Genomic DNA, 24,335 nt, shown 5'->3' on the forward strand with positions numbered 1-24,335 from the left:
GTAAATTCCCCTTGCGGGCGTGTCAGAGTCGAAGAGAACTGAGCTTTTTCTTCTCCTCCTCTATGTTGACTCAATTCATAATAGATTTTATGTGAATTTTTCGAATTGTATTGTTCAACACTTTGTTCATTTTTGTCTTCAAAGAAAAAGGGAATAAACGGTATAATGGAGATTGGATCAAGGGCAACATTTAATAGATAAAAATTGGTATTTCATATTGACAAAAAATGTACATATGACGACGCCCAGCGAGTGCGGCAACGTCCAAGATTTCACATTCGGAAGGGAGGATATAAACTTGGGAAATGCACATCAAATGCACGAGATGTCACCGGCTACCGGATCAGCAACCTTTTCGGATTTATGGAGTCCGGATGTGATGCTTTTGTCGTTGCTCGTGACTACTGTCTACTTTCTTCTAACAGGTCCCATGCACAAACGTTTTGAAAACGCTACACCGGCGACTGGCAAGCAAAGAACGCTTTTTCTGTTAGCAATCGTGTTGTTTTACGTTGCACAAGGAAGTCCTATCAGTTATTACGGCCATCATTACATGTTTAGTTTACACATGCTTCAACAATCGATCTTGTACTTTGCTCTGCCACCGCTCATGCTTCTGGCCATGCCTGAATGGCTTTTGTCCAGGATTTTCAGTCCGAAAGCGCTGAAGCTTATCCTAAACGCTTTGACACATCCGTTAGTGGCAGCGCTGTTGTTCAACTCGCTGTTTTCGTTTTACCATGTTCCGTTTATATTTGATGCGGTTGCGATCAACCATGAGTGGATGACGTTTTATCATATCATTCTCGTGATTGCCGCATTTGCAATGTGGTGGCCCATTGTGAGTCCGTTGTCTGATAACAAGCGACAACTGGCCGGATTGAAAAAACTGTCGTACGTTTTTGCAAACGGTGTCTTGATTACGCCAGCCTGTGCGCTGATTATTTTTGCCTCGGAACCGCTGTACGCTACGTATATAGCTGCTCCACAGCTATTCCAGAGCCTCGATGCGTTTAACGATCAGCGTCTTGGCGGAATCATTATGAAGCTGGTACAGGAGCTTGTTTATGGCTGTGTGCTGGCCTATGTCTTCTACCATTGGTACAAGGCAGAGAAGCAGGACGACTTGCCGATGGATCAATCTTTCGGTGCTGAAAAGCCGACTTTTTAAATATGCGCGAACAGCAGAAACGTTTGTTGAATGAGGTGAAAAAATGGGGCTCATATTGCCTACGGTAAGTACGACTTTTATCGTTATTAGCGGAATTCTTGTTGCGATTGGCTGGTACGCCATTGCGAAAAAGCAAGTAGATAAGCATATGAAGATTATGAAATGGGCTGCAATCTGTGCCACGATCTTCTTTATCACTTATGTTTCCAGAACGGCTTTTATCGGAAACACGCATTTTGGCGGACCTGACAGCATCAAGCCAATCTATCAGACGTTCTTGTTCTTCCACATCGTCCTTGCAACAGTCGGTGGTGTGATGGGTCTGATTACACTCAGGTACGCTTACACGAAAAACTATGCTTCACATCGGAAGATCGGTCCTTGGACGTCCATTGTCTGGTTTGTCACTTCCATTACGGGAGCTGCGGTTTATCTGCTACTGTACTGGATTTATCCAGGTGGCGAGACGTCTGGCGTGCTGGATGTCATTTTTGGTAAGTAATCGGATGTTCAGATAGAAGGAAACAGGAGGTACAAAACGTGGACCAGCAAATGACCGTGCAGGAATCGCTTGATGCCGATGCTTCTTTGCAGACACAGCCGGTAGGGCCAGCTACCTTTCGGGATTACGTACAACTGACGAAGCCAGGTATTACTCTGTCAAACTTGATGACCACTTTTGCTGCTTTATGGTTAGCGTCCTACGGTTATCCGAACTGGAAACTGGCTTTTTTCACCATGCTGGGAACCGCTTTGGTCATTATGTCGGGTGCGGCTTTAAACAATTTCTACGACCGTGATCTGGACAAAAAAATGAAGCGGACGCAACATCGGGGGGTAGCGACTGGAAGAATATCTGCACGTAACGCAATCCTCTTAGGAATTAGCCTGCTCTTGGCAGGGGTTACTGTGTTGGCTGTTTATGCGAATCCCTTGGCGGCGGTTTGGGGATTGATCGGCCACATTTTTTACGTGCTGATTTACACTCCGTTGAAACGAGTGACAACTCTCAATACGGTGATTGGCGGTATTTCAGGTGCAGCTCCTCCCGTGATTGGGTGGGTAGCAGTAACAGAGACCATGGACATGACTGCTTGGCTGTTGTTCCTGGTTTTGTTCTTGTGGCAGCCTCCCCATTTTTTGGCGTTGGCCATGTTAAAAACAGAAGAATACCGTGCAGGTAATCTGCCGATGCTACCTGTAGTAAAAGGCTTTGCCGAAACGAAGCGACAAATGGTGCTGTGGGGTTCGGTGTTGTTCCCGGCTTCTTTGCTGCTTTTCATCCATGGTAGCCTAGGCTTTGTGTATTTGCTCGTCATGGGTGTGATGGGGATTGTGTACATGGTTCTGCTTTTCCAAGGGTTCAAAACCAAGGATGATCTTGCTTGGGCACGCAAACTATTCGGCTATTCCATCCTTTATTTGACAGTGTTTTGTGCAGCGATCGTCATTAGTACCATGGTCAACTATTATTGACACGAAACACTCACTAAATGTTCACGGAACATCCCTTGCTTAGCAGGGGATGTTTCATTATCGTAAAAGAGGACATAGAACGAGGTGTTGTTTGATCCTCACAAGAAACAGGGTGACTTACTATGGGAAAATGGCTGAAGCCATTAGCTTTTCTTGCTACCTTGATCATGTTTATCGTGATGGTAGCCGGTTCGCTTGTTACAAAGACAGAATCAGCACTCGGCTGTGGAAATGACTGGCCGCTGTGCAACGGTAAATGGGTCCCGGAATACACGTTGGCATCCATTATTGAATATTCTCATCGCCTGATTACAGGTGTTGCCGGTATTGTTGTCGCGATTTTCTCTGTACTTTGCTGGCGCTATTACAAAAACAACCAAGAAGTTCGCAATCTCGCTATTTTTGGTTTGTTTTTCATCGTAGTGGAGTCCATTCTCGGCGCTTCTGCCGTTATTTGGCCACAGTCCTCATCTGTCTTGGCTCTGCACTTTGGATTCTCCTTGCTTGCTTATACGGGCGTGTTCTTGTTGAGTGTGTTCGTTTATCAGCGGGAAAAAACGCAAAGCCTGGTGAAAACGACCGTCTCAAAAGGCTTCCGCAACTGGATGTGGTTCGTCGCTATTTATACATACGCGGTCGTTTATCTCGGAGCGTATGTTAGACATACGGGTTCAAGTATGGCATGCAGTGACTGGCCACTGTGCCAAGGACAGGTCATCCCAGAGTTGTACGGACAGACTGGTATTCATTTTGCACACAGAATCGCTGCGTTGGTGTTGGGATTCTTGTTGTTGGGGACAATGATTTACTGCATTCGTCATTTCAAGGAAAAACGGCGTGACTTGTACGGTGCAAGTATCCTGAGTTTTATTCTTTGCATCGCGCAGGTGTTCAGCGGCGGCTTCGTAATTATCTACAAGCTTCATCTGTACGCTACTCTGACGCACTCGATGATCATCACGATTTTGTTCGGGATCATCTGCTACATGTGTTTGCAGACGTTGAAGTCACCGACAAATGAAAAGCTGAGAAGATAAGAGGAAAAGCTGCGCTCCTGATTCGTGGGAGTGCGGCTTTGTTTTATTTGATGTGGCTGTGGTGGGGGGAAGAAGTGCATTTCCAGTCTGCGCTTCGGCCTACGCCCCGCAAGGGGGGATTCACTGTCCGCTAAGAAATAAATGGCGGGAGCGCTTCAAACGTTGAAGTTTCGAGGAGGGATCTCATAAGTGAAGCTGAAATTCCCCGCCATTTATTTCTTAGCTGGGTAGGGCTCCAGAGGCGCTTGGACTGGAAATGCACTTCTTCCTACGCGACTTTTTATTAAACACCTTGCGAATAACTTGAAGAAGCTCCTTGTCATACTTTCACAATGATGTAAAAGCATCGGCTCAGATACACAGCTGTTAAAAGTCCTGTCACATGTTCGGAAGGAGACCGCCCGAACGCAGAGAGGAAAAAGGCGACTGGAGAACATGTGACAGGACTTCTCCCCACTACAACGGATAGAAGACAACGCATTTACATACCGAACCGTCAGGCTATTGCCCAGACGGTTTTTCAACATTCAATGGAACAAAAACACCATTTTCCCAACGATACATTTGCAAAGAAGTCTCAGGCTTGCCCGGCAGTAGTTCACCTGTATCCGGGTTTAGCTCCTGCTTCGTTTGCCAGTGGTAGAGCAATGGGGTTGCCTCGTCATTATGTACGATTTGATAACTGCCGACAGTCCGGAAAAGTTGACCACCCGGCACTGAAAACGTTTCCCGCAGCAGCCCTTCCCATGCTTTGACCAGACGACCTTTGTCCAAATACCACAGATTCGCCTCGTATACTGATACACCTGATCCGCCAGTGTGCTGGACTGTTTCAAAAACCCGTTTTCCTGCGAGCAGACGTGGTTCATCTTCCGCGTTCTTGTCGATCTCAGAGGAATTTACTTCACGGGTATAGTCCCAATGGTCCAATTGCAGGCGTGGTGGATTCCATTGCTCTTCCACGATGAGGGCATATGTACGATCTGGCTTTTGATCCAAAATGTAAAAGTTACCGATATGTACGCTGCCGTTATGCTTAGCGACAATTTCTGGTTCTGGATCATCATCGAGATTGACGAGCTGAAAATCAAAGTTGTCGGTAACAACTGGGGCTTTGGCTTGCTTGTTAATCCAATCCAATACTTGGGTCTTGGTAGGCGCCTTGGAGTTAAGGGAAGAGGGGGCAGCGAGGACGAGACTGGAGACGGCAAGTCCTACTGTCAGAGTGAGCAACAGGCGGGAATTACGCAACGGTAACGAGCTCCTTTCCGGGATGAGATCGATCAATCATGACCGTTTCAGTTGGAAGACGAGCAGTCAGGAGCAAAAGTTACGGAGAAGTGGAGTAAATTTCAACCGCGAACAGCGCTGTCTTTTGTTACAATGAAAAGCAAACACATGATCGTGGAGAGTGATAGTAGCTATGCGGATATTACATACAGCCGATTGGCATTTCGGGCGGCAACTGGAAGGGCGGGACCGCCGTATTGAGCAAGTGGCGTTTGTGGACGAGCTTTGTCACATAGCGAATGAGCAGGAAGTGGACTTGGTGCTCATTGCTGGGGATGTGTACGACTCGGTCAATCCGCCTGCTTGGGCGGAAGAGCTTTTTTATGATGCATTGGAGCGTTTGTCTTCGGAAGGCAGGAGAGGTGTTGTCGTGATCGCCGGGAACCATGACCAGCCTGAGCGGGTGCGGGCAGCAGCGCCGCTTGCCACAAAGCATGGGATCGTTTTGTTGGGGTTGCCGAAGGAAGCGCCATTGCTGACACAGGAAGCATCGGCTGATCGCGTGCAAATTGTGCAGGGAGGACCTTCTTGGCTGGAAATGAAGATTCCTGGTTGCTCTGCGAATGCGATCATTTTGGCATTGCCATATCCTTCTGAATCGCGATTAAAGGAGCTGTTGAGCGAAAGCTTTACCCAGGAGCAGATGCAGCTTGCTTTTTCCGAGCGCATTGCACAATTGCTTGCCGATCTGTCTGTTCATTTTCGCGAGGATACGGTAAACCTGGTCACGAGTCACTTGTTTGTCATGGGCGGTAAAGAAACGGATTCCGAACGACCGATTCAAATTGGGGGAGCGTTGACTGTATCGCCGCAGGCTTTTCCGAAGAACGCTGATTATGTGGCGCTCGGCCATCTCCATCGACTGCAAAAGCTCAGTGACAAGCCGTTGGTGCGTTACAGCGGCTCACCGATTTCGTACAGCTTTTCTGAAGCAGGACAGAGCAAGGCAGTCGTACTGGTTGAGGTGGAGCCGGGACAAGAAGTGCGTGAGGAGATCATTTATTTGACGAGCGCACGGCCATTGGCACGTTGGAGGGCGACAGAGGGAATCGAGCAAGTAGAGCGCTGGTTGGAAGAGGGACGCGACGCAGGGGCGTGGATTGACTTGGAGCTGCATGTGTCTGGCGTGATCGACCCGGCAGAATTTCAGCGTGTCCGCAAGCTATCGGATGATTTCTTGAAAATACAGCGTGTTGTCGTGAGGGAAGAGCGTGAGGAAGAAGAGGAACAGCGGGTCGAGCTGACAGAGCTTTCGTCCGATCAATTGTTCAAGCGCTTCTATGAACGAAGACGGGGAGCAGAGCCGGATGAGCAGCTCGTGGCCTTGTTCCAGCGTCTATTGGCAGAAACCGGAGGAGAGGGGGAAGAAGAGTGAGACCGATACGATTGAAGCTGGCAGGGATGCACAGCTACCGAGAAATGCAAGAGGTCGATTTCGAAGTGCTATGTCAGGCGGGACTGTTTGGGATTTTTGGCCCGACTGGAAGCGGGAAATCGACGATTCTGGACGCTATCACGCTTGCGTTGTACGGGCAGGTTGTCCGGCTGGGCGGGGGTAATCACCCAAAAGAAGTGCTGAACCAACTGGAGCAGCGTGTTTTCGTTTCCTTTACCTTTGAGCTGGGTACTGGCGATGAGCGCAAGCAATATACGGTGGAACGGGAATTTGGTTTGGATAAAAAGGGGAACAAGCGACAACCGGAAGTGAGGCTGATTCAGTCGGGAGCCTTGACCGGAGAGCCGGATGTCGTATTGGAGTCCAAAGCCACTTCCGCGACAGCTGCGATTGAGGCACTGATTGGTCTCACTTTGCAGGACTTTACCCGGGCGGTCGTTTTGCCACAAGGTCAATTTTCTCGCTTTTTGACGCTGAAGGGCAGTGAACGCAATGAAATGCTTCAACGAATGTTCCGCCTACATATATATGGGGAAAAGCTGAGTGAACGCGTACGGAACGCATTGGAGCAGGTCAAGGAACAGATGCATCGCTTGCAGCTGGCGAGTGCAGCACTGGGTGACGCAGGTCCGGAAGCCTTGGAACTGGCGAGACAAACGTGGGAGGAAGCTGCGCAAAAAGAGCAGGAATTCACCCAGCAAAAACAGGAGCTGGCAGGGAAGCTCAAGGAGCTGGAGCAGCTTAACCAATGGCATCAGGAGCTATTGCACGTCCAGGCGCAACTACAGCAGCAGGGAGCAAATGAAGCGGAAATGGCAGCTCTAACTGCAAAGATTCGCGAGTGGGAGTCGAGTATTCGACTGTGGCCATTACTCCAGCAATATGAGCGCTTGGATCAGGAATGGCATGCGACCGGTGCGGGATTGGAACGCAGCCGCGAGCAACAAGAGAGCGCACGTTTGGCCGTAGAGGAGGCAGAGCAAGCGTATCAGAAGGTTCAAGCCGAGTTGGCTGTACAGGAGCCGTTACTGATTCAGCAAAAGGGCAGGCTGGTACAGGCACAGGAGTGGGAAGAGGAGCTAAAGGCGATCCGGGAAGAGTGGACAGGTCTGGAACGTGAATGGAACGAAGTGTCAGTCGCCTTGACCAACATAGAACAACAGCTGGAAAAGGATGAGGCCGACTTAAAAAGCTGGGAGCTTGCGTGGGCGGATCTGCAAGAACAGATGAAGCAGGTCACGATCTCTCCTGAATGGCGAGCGCAAATAGGAGCAGCCAGAGAAGCGAAGCAGCAGTGGGAGCGAGACCTTGCCAAGGCACGTGAGCTGGAAAAAGAACAACTCACAGCACAGCAGCAAATTCAGGCGGCAACCCATACTGCCGATGAGCACAAACGCAGTTGGGAAGCGTGTGCGAATCGCTTGGCACAAAAAAGAGAAGAGCTGGCAGCACCAGCTGACTCGGCTTTGATGAGTGAAGCAGAATGGGAGAAAGCAAGAAATGTCCTTGCAGATATGAAGCAGGTAGGTCGCCAGTGGCGGGAAGTATTACAGGCTTTCTCAGCCTGGCAGGAGAAGTCGCAACATATCGTCCAGGAGCGTAAGCAGTTGGAGGAGCGCAATCAAGAGCTGACTCGGGCGGTAGAGGCAAGCGAAGCACTTGTGAAGAGTCAACTGGCCCAACGAGATGAGCTGCGCCAGGAATGGGAACGCTGGCAGCAGGAAAATATGGCGCGATTTTTGCGCGAACGTTTAGAGGAAGGCAAGGAGTGCCCGGTATGTGGTTCCGAACACCACCCACACGGCCACCAGAACCATCCAAAAGCATCTGAAGCGGGAACAGAGGGTGATGCCCTGCGTGCTCGAATCAAAGCGTCAGAAGAGGCATTGCGTGCGGCTGAACAAGAAGCAGGCAAGACCAAGGAAGCTTGGTTGGCAGCAAAGGGAGCGCTTGCTGCTTTTGATGAGCGCCTTGCAAGCGTAAAGGCTGAACAGGAACAGCTGGACGCGCGCTTGGAAGCGATCAAGGCAGAGTGCAGCGGGTACGGACAGCCTTGGATCGTGGATTCTTTTGAAGAGCTGATCGCCGTCTATCAGCGCGAGGAAAAAGAACTGATTGCCAAGCAAGCGGAAAGAGAGCGGCTAAAAGCAGAGCGTGAGCAATTGCAGCAGCAGCTAGAGGCCTTGCGTGAGGAAGAAGCGGAAAAGAAACGCTTGATGGAGCGGAGCTCGCTGTTGCTCGAACAGGCACAGAAGACGATCCATGACAATAAAGCTCGTCTGGACGCTGCATCCATGAAAGAAAAGCAATCCAGAGAAGAGCTGGACGCGAAGCGCAATGAGCTACCCATTGAGGAAATCGAACTGCGGTACGAGGAAATCGGAAAATCAGATCGCCGTTTGGCAGAATTGCAGCAGGTGCGATCAGAGAAAGAAGCGTTGCGCGGAAAGCTGATGATGCAGGTAGAAGCCGCCAAGTCGCGCAAGGTAGAGGGAAAATCACGGGAAGCGGCGCTGAAGGAAAAGCTGGAAGATAGAAAGCGCATGTGGGAACAAAAGCATGCTCAATGGCTGGAGCGTACGGGAGGACTTACTGCGCAGGAATGTTTGATGCGGGTAGAGGATTCTCTCCTCGGTTTACGTCAGGCAGTCACGCTGGCAGAGACGAAGCGCAAAGAGACCTCCGAAGCGCGGGAAACGGTACAAAACAATTTGGTCAAGTATTCGGAGACGCTGGCGATCCTCACACGGCAACGCACGGAAGCTCATGAGACCTTGTACCAAGGCTTGCAGGAAACAGGTCTCGGCACTGTTGAGTATGTACGGGAACGGTACGCAGAGCGCGAGCAATTGCCACAGGCCCAGGAGCAAGTCGAGGCTTACACGAGAATCGCAGGGCAGCTTCGTTATGAGGAAGAACGGCTGCAACAAGCTATAGCAGGCCGTTCGTTTACGCAGGAAGAGCTCACCATCGCCAAAGAGGCATGGGATCAATGGGAGCAAGCCTTCCAGGAGGCCCAAAAGCAAGTCGCTGTCGCCAAAGAGCATGTGGATCGCATGGAAAAAAATCATGACAAATGGCAAGAGCTTCACAAAGAGATGTTACAGCAGCAGGATGAACAGAGCCGCTTGGAAGAGTTGAAAAAATTGTTTGAAGCCAAGGCGTTTGTCCAGTTCATTGCGGAGGAAAAACTGGTATCAATCGCAAGAGACGCCTCCTATCACCTGAAGCGGATGACCGCCAACCGTTATGGACTGGAAATCGGCGATGAGGGCGAATTTGTTTTGCGGGATGAGGGAGCTGGTGGAATGCGCCGTCCAGTTAGCACATTGTCTGGCGGGGAAACATTCCTAACCTCCTTGTCGCTGGCTCTTGCCCTGTCGATGGAGATTCAAATGCGTGGCGGACGCCTGGAGTTTTTCTTCCTGGACGAAGGCTTTGGAACACTCGATCCGGAGCTTTTGGAAGTCGTTATGGATGCGCTCGAGCGACTGCGCATGGACGATTTCACCATCGGAGTCATTAGCCACGTCCCGGAAATACGTGTGCGCATGCCGCGTCGTCTGGTCGTGACACCAGCAGAACCGATGGGAAAAGGAAGCATGCTGCATCTGGAAATGGAGTAGGGAAGGGGAAAAATCATGGCAGTCCAATTTATACTGGGACGGGCAGGGACGGGGAAGACAGAATCGATTCATCGGCAGATGCAAGCCCGGCTGCGGGAAAAGCCGTTGGGTTCGCCTATGATTCTGCTCGTGCCGGAACAGGCAAGCTTTCAGGAAGAGTATGCGCTCGCTACACTGCCAGAGCTGGGCGGTGTGATAGGGACGCAAGTGCTTAGCTTCGGTCGATTGGCTCACAGGCTCATGCAGGAGCTGGGCGATCTGACTACCGTGCCTGTCGACGATCTGGGTAAGCATATGGTTTTGCGCATGCTTTTGGAGCGGCACAAGGAGGAGCTGAACGTATTCGGGCGTTCGGCGACACAGCCTGGGTTTGCTGCTCAGCTCGGTCGCTTGATTAGCGAGTGCAAATCGTATGGGGTATCCTTCACCCATTCCGAGAATGTGGAATGGGGAGGAGCCAATCTCAATCAAAAAATAAATGACCTTCGCTTGATTATGAATGCGTACGAGGCTTACTTGTCAGAGGGGTATTGTGATGCGGACGACATCCTGAACCGAGTGGCCACGATGGTGCGTGATTCCATGTACATCAAGCAGGCTGAAATATTTATCGATGGCTTTACCGGGTTTACGAATCAAGAGCTGCGCTTGATCGAGCAGTTGATGCAGCACGCCAAGCAGGTGACGATTGCGCTGACGCTTGACCCGAATGAACGTGACGCCTCTGTGGATGAACTGGGGCTTTTTCACCCTACGCTGCGAACGTATCAAGCCTTGACACTGATGGCGCGTGAATCGGGTGTATCCATCGCCAAGCCGCTTTTATTGACCGAGGCACAGCGATTCAAGAGCAGTCCGTGGCTGCGTCAGGTTGAGCAAGTGTATTTCCAATGGGGAGACCCGCCGATCCCGGATCAGCCCGGACGTGCTGACGAAGTGACGATGCTCTCAGCAGTGAACAGGCGGGCAGAGGTAGAGGCTGTGGCCTTGAAGCTCCTGACTCTGTCGAGAGAAGAGGGGTATCGCTGGAAGGACATGGCGATTTTGCTTCGGGAAATCGGGACGTACGCTGATGAGATTTCGGCTGTGTTTACCGAATACGGCATCCCGCACTTCCTGGACCAGAAGCGCTCCGTCATGCACCATCCCTTGGTAGAGCTGGTGCGATCGGCATTGGAGGTCATTGTTACGAGGTGGCGGTACGACGCGGTTTTCCGCTGTTTGAAAACAGACCTGCTCCTTTTGGATATTACCGATGAGCATACAGCTCGGAAGGAAATCGACCGCCTGGAAAACTACGTGCTGGCTCATGGTGTCTTTGGCTATCAATGGGCAGAAGAATCTCCTTGGCATTTCCGCGGGCAGGCAGGCGCTGAGGAGGACGCGCAAATCGATGAGTTGAGACGCAAATACGCAGCGCCGCTCCTGTCCTTTGAAAAAGAGATGAAGCAAGCAACGGGCCAAAACGTACAGGAAATGACTCTTGCCCTGTACAACCTTTTGATCGCGCTGGATGTGCCTAACAAGCTGGAGCATTGGCAGCGAAAGGCGGAAAATGACGGCGATCTTGATTCAGCACAGGTGCACGGACAAGTATGGACGGGATTGATCGAGCTAATGGATCAGGTCGTCGAGGTCATGGGCGACGAGAGCATGGACCTGGCGACATTTGCCCGTGTGCTCGACAGCGGTCTGGAGACGATTGAATTGGGCCTCGTTCCTCCGGCGCTGGATCAGGTGCTGATCGGGGCCATGGAGCGCTCCCGTCAACCGGATGTCAAAGCTCTGTTTTTGCTTGGTGTAAACGAGGGCATTATTCCGTTGCGTCCAAAAGAAGAAGGAATTCTGGATGAGGCAGAACGTGAGCGACTGGCTGAAATGGGCATGTCTCTGGCACCGAGTGCAAAGCAAAAGCTGATGGCTGAGCCTTACCTGCTGTACCAGGCGATGACGAGACCGTCGGAGAGGCTGATCCTGAGCTGTGCGTTGGCAGATGAAGAGGGCAAGGCACTGTTGCCTTCCTCTGTGTTTACCCGCATCCGGGAAGTGCTACCGGATATCCCGCATCAGGTGTTTTACAATGAACCGACGGGGCAGTACGAGACAGATGCATTCCTGCTCGGACATCCGAGACGTGTGTTTCGCCACCTTTTGACGCTATTGCGATCGATGAAGAAAACAGGAGAGCTGCCTGACTTCTGGTGGGAGGTATACGACTGGTATATTCGCGCTTCTCCCGATGTCAAACGGGAGCAGTGGCTGTTGTCCGGCTTGCGCTATTTCAACCGACCTCAGGAGCTGGATTTGGAAACGAGCACGACTTTGTACGGCAAACAACTAAAAATGAGCGTATCTCGTCTGGAGCGGTTCCAGTCATGTCCGTTCTCGCATTTTTCTTCCCACGGTCTCAGATTGGCGGAGAGAACGATGTACAAGCTGGAGCGTTTCGATGTGGGAGAGCTGTTCCACGCTTCACTCAAGCGGGCCGTTGAAAAAATGAACGAAGACAATCTGGAGTGGAGCAAGCTGACGGAAGACAATAGCATGCAGCTGGCAAACGTGGTTGTAGAAGAACTGGTTCCTGCGACTCGCAGCAGTATTTTGACGCGGACAGCCCGGTATCGTTATTTGTCCGGCAAGCTGAAGCGAGCCGTTGGACGTGCGATTTACGTACTTGGGGAGCATGCGAAGCGCAGCCGTTTTGCCCCAGTAGGGCTGGAGGTTTCGTTTGGGCCAAATTCAGATTTGCCGGGATTGGCTTTAACGCTTGAAAATGGCGTGGAGCTTCAGTTAATCGGACGGATTGACCGTGTTGACCAATCACTGGATAGTGAGGTCCCGTATTTGCGCGTGATTGACTACAAGTCCAGTCCCAAGCAGCTATCTCTCTCCGATGTTTGGAATGGCTTGAACTTGCAATTGCTCGTCTATCTCGATGTCGTCGTGGCAAATGCAGAGGAATGGCTGGGGAAAAAAGCTGAAATGGGAGGCGTTTTCTACTATCAGGTAGCGGATCCTTTTGTGACGGCAAAACGCTTGCTAACGGCAGACAAGGCGGCAAAGGAGCGGGCAAAGCGCTTGCGCATGAAAGGCTTGATGCTCGCAGACCCAGAGCTGGCACGAATGATGGATGGCTATGTAGAGCAAGGGGCGTCAGAGCTGGTGCCATTTGAAATCAAAAAGGACGGAACGCTTTCGTCACGATCCTCCGTGGCAACAGTCGAGCAATTCCAAGCTTTGACCTCCTATGTTCGCGATACTGTGAAGCAAATCAGTACGCGCATGACCAACGGGGAAATCCAGATCGAACCGTACACGAACGGGACGATGACCGCTTGTGATTACTGTTCGTACAAGCCGGTATGCAAGTTTGATGGAGATGCGGGCGGGAATGAGCACCGACAGCTTGCCAAATGGAACAACAAGCAAATATGGAGCATGCTGGCAGAGCAGCAGATGGCAGGAGAAGGAGGTATGACCGATGGCGGATCAACAATTGCAGGCCAAGCCTGAACAATGGACGGACGAGCAATGGCAAGCAATTATTCAGCGCGGGAATAATCTCCTGGTGGCTGCTGCGGCAGGCTCTGGGAAAACCTCAGTCCTGGTTGAGCGGATTATCCGACGCATCATGGACGAGAAGGACCCGGTTGGAGTCGATCGACTGCTGGTGGTGACCTTTACCAATGCGGCAGCGGCAGAGATGCGTCACCGGATTGGCGATGCCTTGCGAAAAGCATTGAAAGATGATCCACACTCTTCTCATCTACGCCGACAACTGGCACTGCTCCAGCGGGCGACGATTACGACACTTCACTCATTTTGCTTGGGGATTTTGCGCCAGTATTACTATCTGATAGAACTTGATCCTGATTTTCGCATTGCCGATCAGATGGAAGGGGAGCTTTTGCGTCAGGATGTCTTGGAGGAACAGCTGGAGAGCTGGTATGAGAATGACGCGGATTTTCATGCATTAGCTGATGTGATGCTGGACGGTCAGGATGACCATGCCCTCACCCTGTTGCTGCTCAGGCTGTATGAGTTTTCGCGCAGTCATCCGGCACCAGAACAATGGCTCGGGGAAGCGGCTGGAATGTTTGCGGTTCACGATAAAAACGGTCTGGACGGGCTGGAGTGGAGTAGAAGTGTGCTGCGTTCTGTGGAGCTGGCACTCGGTGGAATGACCGCTAAGATGCGCAGGGCAGTTCTTCTGGCTGGCTCACCGGAAGGGCCTGCTGGCTATTTGCCTTTGCTTGAGGCGGAGGCGGCTGCCCTCCACCGTGCAGGAGCGGCTTGCAGAGATGGCTGGGAAGCGACCGTCGAAGCTGTTCGTGGAGTTGTTTTTGCCAAGCTGCCTCCGGTGAAAGGCACAGATCCGCTCGTGAAGGAACAGGTACAGGACCTGCGAAACAGTGTGAAAAAGGAACTGGCAGAGCAAATCGAGCAATACTTTTCTACGCCAGCCGAGCAGTACGTTGCGGACTTGCAGCGGATTGCTCCTCACATGCAGACATTGGCTAGGCTGGTGACAGCATTTTCGGATGCTTTTCAATTGGAGAAGCGTTCACGTGGCTTGGTCGACTTTGGCGACTTGGAGCATCTGGCTCTGCGTGTTCTAACCGAAACGAATGAGTCTGGGAAGACTGTTCCTTCGTCTATCTCCACTCAATTGCGCGAACAGTTCGCTGAAGTACTGGTAGACGAATACCAGGATATCAATCTCGTGCAGGAAACAATCTTGCAAATGGTTTCCCGAGACGGAGCGAATGGTCACCCAGCGAATCGTTTCATGGTGGGTGACGTGAAGCAGAGTATTTATCGGTTCCGCTTGGCAGAGCCGAAGCTGTTTCTCGAAAAATATGTAACCTATCAAAAAGATGGTGATGTTGACGAAGCGTACACCGGACGGCGGATCGATCTGGCGGCGAACTTCCGTAGTAGAAGGGAAGTCGTAGATGCCGTTAACTTTTTGTTTCGTCAGATCATGTCTCACGGGGTAGGTGAGATCGGTTATGATCCTTCGGCGGAGCTGATCAACCGCGCGTCTTATCCTGAAGCACAACCGAACCGTTTGCAGGCAGAGATGCATCTGATCGACCGGAATACAGCGATAGTAGAAGAAGGTCAGGCAGTAGTTGCAGAGGCGACAGATGAGGGCGAAGCAGCTATTCCAGATGGAGAGTCCGCTGAGGAAGCGAGTGTGGCACAGCTGGAAGCACGCCTAATCGCCAGCCGTATTCGTCGCTGGATGGAGCCGGGCGAGGGAGAAGAGCCGCTACTCGTTTTCGATAAAAAGGCTGGGGGAATACGCCCGCTGGCCTACCGCGATATCGTTATTTTGCTTCGTGCGACCTCGGGCTGGGGGCAGACGATGCAAGAGGAGCTGCACGCAGCAGGAATTCCTGTGTATGCGGAGCAGACTGCGGGTTATTTTGCGGCGACTGAGGTAGAAACGATGCTCTCCTTGTTGCGTGTCATTGACAACCCGCTCCAAGACATTCCATTGGCAGCTGTATTGCGATCACCTATCGTCGGTTTGCGGGAGGAGCAACTTGCTCAAATCCGCATTCACTACGCGACAGGGCCGTTTCACCAAGCTGTTCTTCAATATGCAGAAGAACGCCCGCCCCAAGAGTCGTGGGAGAAAAGGCTGCGACAGTTCTTTGGCCGATTGGATCTATGGCGGACAGAGGCTCGCAGAGGTGCCTTATCAGAACTGCTGACGATGCTGTACCGGGAGACAGGTTATCTCGATTATGTAGCGGCTCTGGAAAACGGTCAGCAGCGACAGGCTAACTTGCGTGCGCTCTATGATCGTGCGAGACAATACGAAGCTGGCTCCTATCGTGGTTTGTTCCGCTTTTTGCGCTTTGTCGACCGCCTGCAAGAAGCGGGCAATGATATGGGCGAAGCAAGAACCATCGGGGAAAACGAGGATGTCGTACGTATCATGACGATCCACAAAAGTAAGGGGCTGGAGTTCCCTGTTGTATTTGTGGCGGGCATGGGCAAGCAGTTTAATACGATGGATTTGAAAAGCCAGTTTTTGTTGCATAAAGATCTGGGCTTTGGCCCGATGGCTGTTGAGCTCTCCATGCAGCTGCGCTATCCGAGTCTGGCTGCGCTGGGCATCCGGCAAAAGCTGCGTCGGGATATGCTGGCTGAGGAAATGCGTGTGCTTTATGTGGCTTTGACGCGTGCACGCGAGAAGCTCATTCTTGTCGGTTCATCCAAGGATCTCGCAAAAAGTGTGACGGACTGGGGCAGACAGGATGACAGCGAGCGGCTCAGTGACGAAGACTTGATTCAGGCAAAGGGATACCTGGACTGGGTAGGGCGTGCGATGCTGCGACATCCTGGGGCAGGATTGCTGCGGGCATATCCAGAGCAACAAGGCTCAGGGGAAGTCGTGAGAGTCAGAAGCGTGCCGGATGATTCGGTTTGGTCGTTTCACTTCTATCAGGCAGATGAGCTTCGAGCCCAAGGAGAGTCAGGCAACGACGAGGCGTCACTGTGGGAGCGCATGACCAGGCGAGAGGCGATCGCGGAACGACCGTCTGATGACACTTTGCGAGAGATTGTCGAAAAGAGATTAGGATGGCAGGACCCGCATCCAATTGCGCCTCGCGTAGCTGCGAAATGGAGTGTCAGCGAACTCAAGCGACATGCCAAAGTCAGCAAAGGCGGACAGCCACTTACACTGCCGTCGATTACGGAAAAACCAAAGTTTTTGTCTGAGCAAAAATCCACTCGACTGACAGCAGCAGAAAAAGGGACAATTACGCACTTAGTGTTCCAGCATCTCGATTTGAAACGTCCGCTGGATGAAGCAGATATTTTGGAGCAGGTGACGGCGCTCGCGGCACACCGCTTTTTGACTGACGAGCAGGTACAAGCTGTAGACGTTCCTCAGATCGCCCGATTCTTCGCTGATCCTTTGGGGCAGCGAATGAAGTCGGCGGCGGTCGTGCATCGAGAATTGCCATTTACTCTCGTGCTGCCTGCTTATGAAGTAGAAGCGGAGTTAGGTGAAGAGAGCGACGAGCAGGTTGTCGTCCAAGGGGTCATTGATTGCCTGTTGGAGGAACCGGATGGAAGCCTGGTTCTGATCGATTTCAAGACAGATTGGATGGCAAAAGAGGCGACTGCCGTAGCCATGGAAGAGATGAAGCGAAGATACGAAGGCCAGATCAGGCTATACGTCCGAGCGATCAAGCAGATCATCAAGCCAAAAGGGAACGTGTCTAGTTATCTTTATTTACTCTCAGGTGGATTCTCTCTTTCGTTTTCGGATGAAAGCATGGATTAGTTTGTTGGACCGTTAGAGTTATTAGCTCTGGCGGTCTTTTTGTTTAGTAGAGCTGCTGTGGTAGGGGAAGAAGCGCATTTCCAGTCTACGCTTCGGCCTACGCCCCGCAAGGGGGGATTGACTGTCCGCTTCGAAATAAATGGCGGGAGCGCTTCAAACGTAGAAGTTTCGATGAAGAATTTCATAGGTGAAGCTGAAATTCCCCGCCATTCATTTCGAAGCTAGGATGGGCTCCAGAGGCGCTTGGACTGGAAATGCGCTTCTTCCTACGTGGCTTTGCCTAACTGCTTGAAGATAGATTCAAGGAAGTGTCCCTCATTAATGTTTTAAAAGCCGGAAGAGATCAAAGCCAACGAAAGGACTGTCACATGTTTTGGAAGGAGACCGCCCGAACGAAGAGAGGATACAGGCGACTGGAAAACATGTGGCAGGGCTTCTCCCGACCACTATGGTCAGAAGACAACCACTAAAAATCTCACACAATAAGAACGTATGTGCTATCATTAGTTAGAATTTTCCTACTCATCTACTCAAATAGATAAGGAGTGAACTCAATGAAGATGCTTTTCCAGTATAACTGGCAGGTACGGGACGAGTGGATGGAATGGTGCAAACAGCTTCCAGCAGAAGAATTGCTGCGCGAGCGTACAGGTGGGGCTGGCACAATTTTGTACACCTTGTTTCACATTGCTGACGTCGAGTATAGCTGGCTTCGGGGTGTACAAGGGAAGCAGGATGTTCAGGTGGCATACGAAGCGTACAAGACGCTAGAAAAAGTAAAAGAGCTATCAAATGCCTGGCGCCCAGAATTGCGTGATTTCATCGAGAGTTGGTCAGACGAGAGGGAGCGCGAATCGGTAAAGGTCGCCTGGGATGATGAAGTGTACACGAAGGGGGAGCTGCTTCGTCATGTTATCGCCCACGAGATTCATCACATGGGACAGTTGTCTGTTTGGGCGAGAGAGCTCGGGATTACCCCTGTTTCCGCCAATGTCATTGGTAGATCAAAAAATAAAGTGCTAGACATATAGTAATAGAGAAGGCCCATGCTTAGGTGCATGGGCCTTTAACATCAAGCGTTGAATCAAGGGAGGATGGAGAGACCATAATGATAGACATCTCGATCTGTTACATTCTCTATGATTCTTGCTGATGATGGTTGTGTAGCGTCATATATTCCCTCGTAAAATTCAATTTCTACAATATCGTAGTAATGGGTTCCCATTGGTAAAGCGTACACGTGTTCACCAAGAGCTGCCGGAAGAATCATCTGGAAAGAAAAGCGCCCGTTGGTATCCGTAACGAATTCCATCTGTTTAATACCTTCTGCTTTAAGATGGCCAAGGAAACGGAAGGTCATTTTTTCATTTGGTAACGGATTTCCGTTTTGATCGGTAACTTCTCCTTCAAATGTAACCGGGACAAAATCGTCCACACGCCATTTGTCTCCGTACCCGTAATTGATTGGTCCTGCTCCACTCGGAGTAATGATATTCGTAATCTTGGTACTACCAACATCTGCTGGAGTGTCCACACGGTTGTTTGGATCGGACGTGCTGCGGTACGTAAACGCCGATTTCAACTTGTAGGATTGTCCATCCGGGTTGACAACCAGTATATCGACATCGCCCTCTGCATTTGCCACTGGAGCTTTTACTTTCATGTAACCGTCAGTATAGTAAGCCAGAATGCTTGCTTGGTTATCCCCAAAGAATATCTTTACATCTGGCTTTAGATTTACTCCGGACAGGAATACCTCTTTTTCTTCCGCTAACAATCCGCTAGAAGGTGTAACGCTTGTTAACTCAGGAGCCGGATCTTTCAAATAGGTGTAGGCATTGGCTAACACCGCTTCTTTTCCATTTGGATTGACGACTTTCAGATCGACTGTACCCGGATTATCTCCTAGAGGCGCCTCTACCTTGATGCGGGTTGCATTATAATAGGTCATAAGCTTTGCTTCCTTGTTCCCCATGTACACCTTCAAGCCTTGGTCGAAGTCTTTGCCATCGATATATATAGCTTCGCCTCCAGCAAGCTTTCCGCTCGTCGGTGAAATCTTCGTAATCGCCGGGATGAGTACTGGCGGAGCCTGATAGGTATAGCCATTAACCGATACCGCTTCTTTACCATCCGGATTGACGACTTTCAGATCGATGGTACCCGGATTATCTCCTGAAGGAGCCTCTACCTTGATGCGGGTTGCATTATAATAGGTCATGAGCTTTGCTTCTTTGCTCCCTATGTACACCTTCAAGCCTTGGTCGAAGTCTTTACCATCAATATAAATCATTTCGCCCCCAGCAAGCTTTCCGCTGTTTGGAGAAATATTCGTAATCGCCGGGATGAGTACTGGCGGTGCCTGATAGGTATAGCCATTAGCCAACACCGCTTCTTTGCCATCCGGGTTTACTACTTTTAGATCGAGTTTTCCGGGACTATCTCCCGGAGGTGCTTGTACGCTTATTCGAGCGTCCCCATAATAGGTGATGAGCTTTGCTTCTTTGCTCCCAATGTACACTTTCAAGCCTTGGATGAAGCTTTTGCCATCAATATAAAGAAATTCGCCCCCCGTTAGCTTTCCGCTGTTCGGAGAAATCTTCGTAATTTCCGGGATGAGTACCGGCGGCGCCTGATAGGTATAGCCATTAGCCGTTACCGCTTCTTTGCCATCTGGATTGACGACTTTCAGATCGGTGGTACCCGGATTATCTCCTGGAGGCGCCGCTACCTTAATGCGAGTTGCATTATAATAGGTCATGAGCTTTGCTTCTTTACTCCCCATGTACACCTTCAAGCCTTGGTCAAAGTCTTTGCCATCAATATAAATCATTTCGCCCCCAGCAAGCTTTCCGCTGTTCGGAGAAATATTTGTAATCGCCGGGATGAGTACTGGTGGCGCCAGATAGGTATAGCCATTAGCCAACACCGCTTCTTTGCCATCCGGGTTTACTACTTTTAGATCGAGTTTTCCGGGACTATCTCCCGGAGGTGCTTGTACGCTTATTCGAGTGTCCCCATAATAGGTGATGAGCTTTGCTTCTTTGCTCCCAATGTACACTTTCAAGCCTTTGATGAAGTTTTTGCCATCAATATAAAGAAATTCGCCTCCCGCCAGCTTTCCGCTGTTCGGAGAAATATTCGTAATAGCCGGAATGAGCACCGGCGGCGCCAGATAGGTATAGCCATTAGCTAGCACCGCTTCTGTGCCATCTGGATTCACGACTTTCAGATCGGTGGTACCCGGATTATCTCCTGGGGGTGCTTCCACCTTCAATCGGGTAGCATTGTAGTAGGTGATAAGCTTGGCTTCTTTGTTCCCTACGTACACTTTCAAATCTTGGGCGAAGTCTTTCCCATCCATATAAAGAATTTCGCCACCGGCTAGCTTTCCGCTGTTCGGGGTAACATTCGTAATGACAGGTGAATCTGTTAGTGCGAGTGCCCGAGGGGCTGATACGCCTGATGCAAAAAATACGAGTAACAAGACCATAAATATCTTGAGGCTTGTTAATGAAACATTCGTTTTTCTCATTTTGAAACTCCTTTTCATTTTTCTATAGTTTCTTATCGGAATATAATCTGGATATATTTAACTAGTCCGCGAAGCTCGCTCTATGCACATGTGTATAACTTTCCTCCAAATGGATCATACTCCAACTGTTTTCAATCTCGGTTGGAAGTGAATGACCCGCTTGGGAGGTCGCACATGATGTCATGGAAAAATCAATTGCTGAGAAAAAAGTCAGTCGCGCAGATGCTGGAGCAGGTGGATAAAAAAGAAAGCTCTCTCAAAAAGTCATTAGGTGCTTTTGACCTGACAATGCTGGGCATCGGCGCGATCATGGGAACAGGGATTTTTGTGCTAACGGGGGTTGCCGCAGCCTTGCACGCTGGACCGGCACTTGTTTTGTCTTTTGTTATTGCGGCACTTGCCTGTGTGTTTGCCGCACTCTGCTATGCAGAATTTGCATCGACTGTTCCGGTGTCAGGAAGTGCTTATACATACAGCTATGCCGCATTTGGTGAGTTTGTCGCGTGGATGATCGGGTGGGACTTGATTCTCGAATACGGAGTGGCTTGTGCTGCAGTGGCAAGTGGATGGTCGGGGTATGCCCAGGGATTGCTAGCCGGGTTTAACATCCATCTGCCACATGCGCTCACGAGTGCGTTTGATGCATCGAAAGGAACGATCATTGATTTACCTGCGGTCCTCATCATTGTCATCATTTCAGCTTTATTGATGAAAGGGACGAAAGAGTCAGCGAGCTTGAATACCATCATGGTGTTAATAAAAGTAGCGGTAGTGGTCCTGTTCCTCGTCGTTGGGGTCAAGTATGTCAAGCCGGAAAACTGGAGTCCATTCATGCCGTTTGGTTTTGCGGGAGTAGCGACCGGTGCCGCAACGGTGTTTTTTGCTTTTATCGGATTTGATGCGGTGTCTTCTGCGGCCGAAGAAGTGCGCAATCCCCAGCGCGACATGCCAATCGGGATCATCTCGTCCTTACTCGTATGCACAATTTTGTACATTGCTGTTTCACTGACATTGACAGGGATTGTTCCGTACTATTTGTTAAATGTCAAAAATCCGGTCGCGTTTGCGCTCAGCTATGTCAATCAGGACTGGGCAGCAGGCTTCATTTCGTTGGGAGCCATCGTCGGAATTACGACGGTTTTGTTAGTCATGATGTATGGACAAGCCCGGATGTTTTTTGCGATGAGCCGAGATGGCTTGCTCCCTCAGCTATTCTCGTACGTACATCCTCGCACACAGGTCCCTCAAAAGAGCACGCTTGTCGTGGCTGTATTAGTAGCAACCTTCAGTGGATTATTGCCCCTCTCCAGCTTGGCCCAGCTCACCAACATTGGAACGCTGTTTGCTTTTATTTTGGTCTCGGTTGGAGTGGTTGTACTGCGTCGCACACATCCGCAATTACCGAGGGCTTTTCGCGTCCCGCTTGTTCCGCTTTTTCCCTTGCTCTCGGTTCTCTTTTGCGGATATCTCGTTTTCAACCTGCCTACGCTGACCAAGTTCGGTTTTCTCGGTTGGCTGTCGGTAGGAGCAATCGTCTATTTTCTTTATGGGCGCAAACACAGTCGATTGGCAACAAAAGACGACTCCTCCCAAACATAAATGGCAGGTCATCCGTTTAGGCATGTTCAACGTGAGCATGTCTTTGTTTGCTATCTGACAAAACGCTCCTATTCATGGTAGAGTAAAAACAACCGAAACGACGAGGGAGGGCAGGCTATGAAGCGAAAACGAGCAGATCGACCTGGTTGGAGACGCGTGAAACGATTGGGCTACCAGCAAAAATGGGTAGAATCTTTATCTTTCTCAGGGTACACTGTCCGCCTGACTCTGGACGAAGTAAGTGAGCCTGCCTACATGCCTGTCGGGGATCAACTACTGTGTGTGGGCGATAGAGGATATGTGTACTTGCAGTATTTTCCCCATGGCCAAGCCTATGCCGTTACGAAAATGATGGATGAGTTAGGGAATACCGTGCAGTGGTATATCGATATTTGCCGGGGACATGGTAAGGACGAGAACGGGCATATCTGGTATGACGATTTGTACCTCGACATCGTGGTACTGCCGACAGGAGAAGTATATTTGCTTGATCAGGATGAGCTCGATGAGGCATTGAAAAAAGGCGTTATCACGAGCGAGTATCACCAGTTTGCCTCTGAGACCGCTGATCTTTTATTACGAAATATTTTGTCGGGCAAACGGGATGACTTTGATTTTCCGAATTTTTTTGTATAAACATATGAAAGAACGAAGGCGGTTGTTGCTTTCGTTCTTTTTTTGGTCGACGTACCGCTTTTTGGAGTGGAGACGGAGGAGGCCCGGAGTTTGCTTCGAGTTTTCTAATGTAGGAAGGTCACGATGGATGAAATAGTTCCTAGTCCAAAATACCCGTATTTTTATTTCGTGTAAAAAACTGTATGTTACGCCTTAAAAATGAAATACGATTTTTATGTACACAAAAACTATTTTGGAGGAGAAGTATGAAGAGATTAGTTCAATCCTTACTCGCAGTAACACTCATGTTCAGTTTAACGCTAAACAGCAACAGCGTATCAGCAAAATCGGAGAAAGAAGAGCTTGGTGTACCGAATCAGTTCCTTGATGATGAGCAGCTAGAGGAAAATGACGCGAAATTCAAAAGTGAATACCAACTTGATAGCACGTATATTTCCGACGACCTAATCAGTTTTCCAAAGCCTGGGGATGTGTTCGTATCAGTTTCTAATCCTATTATTGCGCAGACAGATGTTCCTACAAACATTCGACCTGCGCTAACATTCCCGGTGCCAATTACTTTTGACAATGATCCGTCAACAGTAGTATCGCTCTATAAGGTTGAAGGAAAATCACCAGTCAGCGGAAAATTGGAGATTAGAAATAACACACTCTATATTCGTCCTGACAAGACTTTGGAATCCAATACGAAATATGCGATCGAGATTGACAAAGGAGCAATTGTAAGCACCATTGATTCTACTAAATCGATCGATAAGTATTTATTACAGTTTGTGACCAGCAACAACGAAGCGCCTATCGTAATCGATGTAAAGCCGTATGGTGAGGAAACAAAAGTGGATGTAGATGCGGTTATTACAATTAAGTATGATCGCAAAGTGATAAGTGGAACAAAGAAATTCCTATTAATGAATGACAATGGTGCGAAGGTTCCTGCAACTTTTACTGTCAGTAATGACACTGTAACGATCCAACCGAAAGCGCCTTTAAAAGATAATGTAGAGTACTACATAGATGTAGCCCAAGGAGCAGTAAAGGATACATCAGGGAATGAAAGCTATAAATATTTTTCCTTGTTTTCAACAGGCACCCCATCTGGTGGATGGGATGATCTAGAATTTGGTGACCTTTCAACAGAGGTTGAGTAGAAAAAGCATCTTCTTCTGACACCTCTGTTGCGACTGTTACTGGAAAGGGCAACAAGTGTATAGGGTGAAATGTTAAAGATAGAAGGGTTGTCTCTATTCCAGAGACGGCCCT

Annotated in this window: 14 protein-coding genes; 12 read left to right on the forward strand and 2 right to left on the reverse strand. The window is 49.9% G+C overall.

Annotation, left to right across the window (positions count from 1 at the left end; all coding sequences use genetic code 11):
- The first annotated feature begins 298 nt into the window (after positions 1-298).
- The 4 genes from HP401_RS28170 (at position 299) to HP401_RS28185 (ending at position 3,684) form a co-directional block, all read left to right on the forward strand.
- A complete protein-coding gene (locus tag HP401_RS28170; protein ID WP_173607432.1) occupies positions 299-1,171 on the forward strand; it encodes a cytochrome c oxidase assembly protein in 873 nt (290 codons plus the stop codon).
- A 43-nt stretch (positions 1,172-1,214) separates the two neighbouring features.
- A complete protein-coding gene (locus HP401_RS28175) occupies positions 1,215-1,673 on the forward strand; it encodes a DUF420 domain-containing protein (RefSeq protein ID WP_015893213.1) in 459 nt (152 codons plus the stop codon).
- A 38-nt stretch (positions 1,674-1,711) separates the two neighbouring features.
- Complete coding sequence (gene cyoE, locus HP401_RS28180) at positions 1,712-2,647, forward strand: heme o synthase (RefSeq protein ID WP_173607433.1); 936 nt, start codon at positions 1,712-1,714, stop codon at positions 2,645-2,647.
- Positions 2,648-2,769: 122 nt separating this feature from the next.
- Entirely contained in the window at positions 2,770-3,684 is a 915-nt protein-coding gene (locus tag HP401_RS28185) for a COX15/CtaA family protein (protein ID WP_015893211.1), read from the forward strand.
- Between the two features lie 501 nt (positions 3,685-4,185).
- Here HP401_RS28185 and HP401_RS28190 read toward each other — a convergent pair.
- Positions 4,186-4,935, reverse strand: a complete 750-nt coding sequence (locus HP401_RS28190; RefSeq protein WP_173607434.1) for a hypothetical protein — start codon at positions 4,933-4,935, stop codon at positions 4,186-4,188.
- Positions 4,936-5,107: 172 nt separating this feature from the next.
- Between HP401_RS28190 and HP401_RS28195 the strand changes: the two genes are divergently transcribed.
- The 5 genes from HP401_RS28195 to HP401_RS28215 all read left to right on the forward strand — a co-directional run bounded on the left by HP401_RS28195 (position 5,108) and on the right by HP401_RS28215 (position 18,336).
- A complete protein-coding gene (locus HP401_RS28195; RefSeq protein WP_173607435.1) occupies positions 5,108-6,349 on the forward strand; it encodes an exonuclease SbcCD subunit D in 1,242 nt (413 codons plus the stop codon).
- A complete protein-coding gene (locus HP401_RS28200; protein WP_173607436.1) occupies positions 6,346-9,996 on the forward strand; it encodes an AAA family ATPase in 3,651 nt (1,216 codons plus the stop codon). The genes HP401_RS28195 and HP401_RS28200 overlap by 4 nt, the downstream gene beginning before the upstream one ends.
- Positions 9,997-10,011: 15 nt before the next feature.
- Complete coding sequence (gene addB / locus HP401_RS28205; protein WP_173607437.1) at positions 10,012-13,509, forward strand: helicase-exonuclease AddAB subunit AddB; 3,498 nt, start codon at positions 10,012-10,014, stop codon at positions 13,507-13,509.
- Positions 13,478-17,305: a helicase-exonuclease AddAB subunit AddA gene (addA, locus tag HP401_RS28210; RefSeq protein ID WP_173607438.1), complete on the forward strand. Its 3,828-nt coding sequence runs from the start codon at positions 13,478-13,480 to the stop codon at positions 17,303-17,305. Before addB ends, addA begins: the two co-directional genes overlap by 32 nt.
- Before the next feature lie 554 nt (positions 17,306-17,859).
- A complete protein-coding gene (locus HP401_RS28215; RefSeq protein WP_173607439.1) occupies positions 17,860-18,336 on the forward strand; it encodes a DinB family protein in 477 nt (158 codons plus the stop codon).
- A 53-nt stretch (positions 18,337-18,389) separates the two neighbouring features.
- On the opposite strand, the gene HP401_RS28220 is transcribed toward HP401_RS28215, so the two are convergent.
- Complete coding sequence (locus HP401_RS28220) at positions 18,390-20,840, reverse strand: IPT/TIG domain-containing protein (RefSeq protein ID WP_173607440.1); 2,451 nt, start codon at positions 20,838-20,840, stop codon at positions 18,390-18,392.
- 177 nt (positions 20,841-21,017) lie between these two features.
- Between HP401_RS28220 and bcaP the strand changes: the two genes are divergently transcribed.
- The 3 genes from bcaP (at position 21,018) to HP401_RS28235 (ending at position 24,223) form a co-directional block, all read left to right on the forward strand.
- Positions 21,018-22,439 carry a branched-chain amino acid transporter BcaP gene (gene bcaP, locus HP401_RS28225; RefSeq protein ID WP_305852460.1) on the forward strand — a complete coding sequence of 474 codons (1,422 nt, stop codon included), beginning with the start codon at positions 21,018-21,020 and terminating at the stop codon, positions 22,437-22,439.
- A 117-nt stretch (positions 22,440-22,556) separates the two neighbouring features.
- Positions 22,557-23,075, forward strand: coding sequence for a ribonuclease FAU-1 family protein (locus HP401_RS28230; RefSeq protein WP_173607441.1), 519 nt, complete (start codon positions 22,557-22,559; stop codon positions 23,073-23,075).
- 245 nt (positions 23,076-23,320) lie between these two features.
- Positions 23,321-24,223: an Ig-like domain-containing domain gene (locus HP401_RS28235; RefSeq protein WP_142496966.1), complete on the forward strand. Its 903-nt coding sequence runs from the start codon at positions 23,321-23,323 to the stop codon at positions 24,221-24,223.
- Positions 24,224-24,335 lie beyond the last annotated feature (112 nt).

This window comes from Brevibacillus sp. HB2.2 (assembly GCF_013284275.1).
Lineage (GTDB): Bacteria > Bacillota > Bacilli > Brevibacillales > Brevibacillaceae > Brevibacillus > Brevibacillus brevis_D.